The following is a 3461-nucleotide window of genomic DNA, read 5'->3' on the forward strand; positions in this document are numbered from 1 at the left end:
TGTCCCCGATGGAGTTCGAACAGCAGCACCACACAACGGCTAAACTCTCACTCGTGGCGTAAACCCCTGTGTCCACGTTCCGGGGGTCACCTCACTTCCCACGCTTCCCCGGGTCAGCGGCACGAACAACGACGGAGTCACGGGCCCTTGCCGGCAAGTACCGGGGGAGCCTGGCCGTTCTGGGTCGCTGGCGGCGTGGGCGCTGCGACGGCGGCGGGGCGGCGTTCGTGTCATGCCGACTCCCAGACTATGCACGCAAGCTTCCCTGCCCAGTCTTGTCATCCGTGCGTGGGCGTGGCGCGGTGTTGCGGGTGGCTGCCGAGACGGACAGCCCACCAGCGGCGTGGGAAGGTGTCGCCGCAGGAGCCAAGGCCGTCGTCCTGCACTTCGCCCAGGCCGCCCAGGCTCCGGTACAGCGTTAGGCGCATCGCGTGGCAACGGCCGCGCGGAACTCCTGAGTCATCAAGGCCACCGAGCCGCGCTGGACAGGGGCCGGGCCCTGCTCGCCCCACACCTTGTGCAGCGCGGCTCGCATCCGGTCGTTCATGGCGTCGTTAAGGACGGCCTGGTGCTCCGCGGGCACTTCGCGCACGTCCTGGACGACGACCATGGTGCCGTGGCGGGTGCCGATCATCCCGATCGTGGTGACCTTCCAGCCGAGCTGCCGGGCCGCTTTGCGCATCGCGGCCCGGATCAGTTCCACCCCGCCCAGTCCGACGGCCTCCTCGTCATCCAGGTTCACCTGATACGAGCCGCCGTATCCGCCGGCGCCTTCCGAGCAGTTGCGGCGCAGCAGGGGCACGAGGGCTTCGGCCATGGCGGTGCAGCGCGGGTCCTTCGCGTACGAGGCCATCGTCAGCTCCTTTCCGTGCCGGTGAGGTGCGGCCACAGCAGCTTGAGGTCGTGGGTGACCCGCTCGGCCAGGACGGCGGGGTCGTTGGCCGTCCATTGGTGAGCTGTCCCGATGGCGTCGGAGGCCTTCGTCCTGGAGCTGCTCTTGCTGGGGAATGGGCCGGATTCCGCGCGGGCGGTGAAGGTCACCGGGCCGGGCGGGCGGGGCAGGAACAGCAAGGGGTGGTGCGAGGTGAAGTCGAAGTGGCCCAGGTGGGCGGCAGGCTCTTCGTCGAAGAGCTGCGGCTCAGTCCACAGTCCGACGGTGACGACGAGCCAGGTGTGCGGGCGGTCAGGGTCGTTGCACAGCCACAGGTCGAAGGTGCCGACCAGGAGGTTCGCCTCCCACTTCCAGACCTTCGCCCGCGGATCGAGTGCGTCGGCCCCGTCCCGGCGCAGCGGGATCAGGGCGCGCTCGAACGGGGCGATCAGATCGTCGTAGGCGGCCCGCATGGCCGTGCTGCCGGCGTGGTCGACCGTGTACTCGCGGTCTGGGATGACCTCCCACTTCAGGCCGTCAGGAAGCTGGGTGGTCAGGTACTGGCACAGCGGGCCGAGCGCCCGCGGGATGCCGTCCTTGTCGTGTCGGGCATGCTCGGCGGCGGGCAGGCGGACCCACCAGGCGTAGTACGGCGTTCCGTCGCTGTAGGAGTCGTAGTCGACGCAGTGTTCGTACACGCAGCCCAGCGAGCCCGCGAGCTCCGTCATCGCCTCCTCGGTGCGCTCGTCCAGGTCCGGATCCTCGCCCGCGAGCTGCTGAGGGTCTTGGACCTCGAGGCGCCACACCACCCACTCGAAGTCATTGAAGTCCGTCACGCGCCCCCGCCCCCCAGTTCGACGGTGTAACCCCTGCTGTACCCGGCCAACGTCCACTTCGCTGATTGGCCAGCCGTCGTCAACGACGAGTCGCGCGACTTTCAGACGGTGGCGCGGGGTGAGGGCAGCGTTCGGATGTGACATGTCTGAGCTCCTGGACAAGCTGAAGGGCCGGCCATCGTGTGTGGCCGGCCCTTCGAGAACGAACATAGTGGGTAAGGGTCGTGCAGCTCAGTCCACCGGGGAGACCCGGATGAGGTTGCCGTCGGGGTCCGTGATCACGAACGTGCGGCCGAAGACAGCGTCGTACGGCTCCTCCACGACTTGGACTCCCTTCGAGACCCAACTCGTGAAGATCTCGTCAACTGCGGACGCTGCTCCCGGCACCATCAGCCCGACTTCGCTCGTGCGAGGGGTGCTCGGGACCGCGTGTTCGCTGCCCCCCGTCCACAACGCGAACAGGACGCCGGGGGCTACCTCGAAAGCCACGTAGTGGGGACTGGTGAAGGTCGGTTCGATCTCGAACAGGTCGCTGTAGAAGGCCGTAGCGGCCTCGGCGTCGCGGACGTAGATCAGGAACAGGTTGGGTGCGGGCATAGAGCGCTCCTCAGATCGTTGAATTCTCGGTACCGCTCCAGTTGATCGCTTAACCGCGACAGAACCTGTCACCTTTTTCTGCGAACATTGGTCAGCATGAAGGCTTCGAGGCTGTTGCACCTCTTGCTGCTCCTACAGACCCGTCAGCGCATCACCACCACCGAGCTCGCCAAGCGCCTGGAGGTGTCCCGGCGGACTGTGCTGCGGGATGTCGAGGCACTCTCGACAGCAGGTGTGCCTGTTTATGCCGAACGCGGGCGGAACGGTGGGATCGTTCTGCTCCCCGGTGCACGGCTCAACGCATCCCATCTGGAACCACCAGAGCTGGAGGCCCTCTCCGTGGCTGGTTTGGACAGCGCGCAACTTGAGCGCATGGGCCTGTCTGCGGTGCAGGAGTCGGCCGCGCGCAAGATCGCCGCCCGCCAGGCCGCAGCACCTGAGTCGCCGAGCCTGCTGCGACTGGCGGACCTGGTACTGGTGGACAGCAACGCGTGGCTTGCTGACTCAAAGCCAGCGGTAGACGTATCGGATCTAGCCTCGGCCCTGCGACACCGACGCCGGCTGCGAATCCAGTACCGGCGCAGCGCCGAGAAACAGGCCTCGGCGCGGGTGGTCGACCCGTACGGGATCGTGGCGAAATCAGGCCGCTGGTATCTCATCGCCGACGACCATGGGACCGGTCGGCTGTTCGCTCTGGAACGACTCTCGGCCTACGAACAACTCGACGCGCCAGCTGTTCTCCGACCAGATGAGACCCTCCGCACAAGGTGGGCTGCGTTGAAGGAACGCACCGAGAGGCCAGGCCGCGTGAGCGTGACCGTCCGTCTGCGAGAAAATGGCCTCGACCTGGCACGGCGCATCCTCGGCACCCGCATCCACGATGTCTCCGACACGGAAAACGGCTGGTGCACCATCGTCGTCCGCTACCCCGACATCGAGTCAGTGCGTCAGCTCCTCCAGTTCGGCAACCACATCGAGATACTCACCCCAGAGACAGCCCGCAAACGCATCAGCCAGCTTGCCAAGGACCTGACTGAAAGACACTCGGCCCCAGCCTCGTGACTGCTAGGGCCTGTGTGTGGTTGTGATCAATCAGTTGCCTGCAGGAGGTCATTGACCCAGATCATCGAGGCGCGGAGGTGGAGGCCGGCGAGGTA

Annotated in this window: 4 protein-coding genes; 1 reads left to right on the forward strand and 3 read right to left on the reverse strand. The window is 66.5% G+C overall.

What is annotated here, in order from left to right; all coding sequences use genetic code 11:
• Positions 1-418: 418 nt before the first annotated feature.
• From ACWGJY_RS37375 to ACWGJY_RS37385, 3 genes are all read right to left on the reverse strand, one after another.
• Positions 419-853, reverse strand: a complete 435-nt coding sequence (locus ACWGJY_RS37375) for a hypothetical protein (RefSeq protein WP_453265354.1) — start codon at positions 851-853, stop codon at positions 419-421.
• A 2-nt stretch (positions 854-855) separates the two neighbouring features.
• Positions 856-1707, reverse strand: coding sequence for a hypothetical protein (locus ACWGJY_RS37380; RefSeq protein ID WP_453265355.1), 852 nt, complete (start codon positions 1705-1707; stop codon positions 856-858).
• 231 nt (positions 1708-1938) lie between these two features.
• The gene (locus tag ACWGJY_RS37385; RefSeq protein ID WP_168477514.1) at positions 1939-2304 is read right to left on the reverse strand and encodes a VOC family protein; all 366 of its coding nucleotides are present in this window, start codon (positions 2302-2304) and stop codon (positions 1939-1941) included.
• Positions 2305-2400: 96 nt separating this feature from the next.
• On the opposite strand from ACWGJY_RS37385, the gene ACWGJY_RS37390 reads away from it, so the two are divergent.
• A complete protein-coding gene (locus ACWGJY_RS37390; protein WP_262036925.1) occupies positions 2401-3366 on the forward strand; it encodes a helix-turn-helix transcriptional regulator in 966 nt (321 codons plus the stop codon).
• Positions 3367-3461 lie beyond the last annotated feature (95 nt).

Source organism: Streptomyces sp. NPDC054765, assembly GCF_053612065.1.

Excerpts from the sequence above, each read along its gene's own strand:
- ACWGJY_RS37390 (WP_262036925.1), top strand. The coding sequence starts at position 2,401 with ATGAAGGCTTCGAGGCTGTTGCACCTCTTGCTGCTCCTACAGACCCGT.
- ACWGJY_RS37385 (WP_168477514.1), bottom strand. The coding sequence starts at position 2,304 with ATGCCCGCACCCAACCTGTTCCTGATCTACGTCCGCGACGCCGAGGCC.
- ACWGJY_RS37375 (WP_453265354.1), bottom strand. The coding sequence starts at position 853 with ATGGCCTCGTACGCGAAGGACCCGCGCTGCACCGCCATGGCCGAAGCC.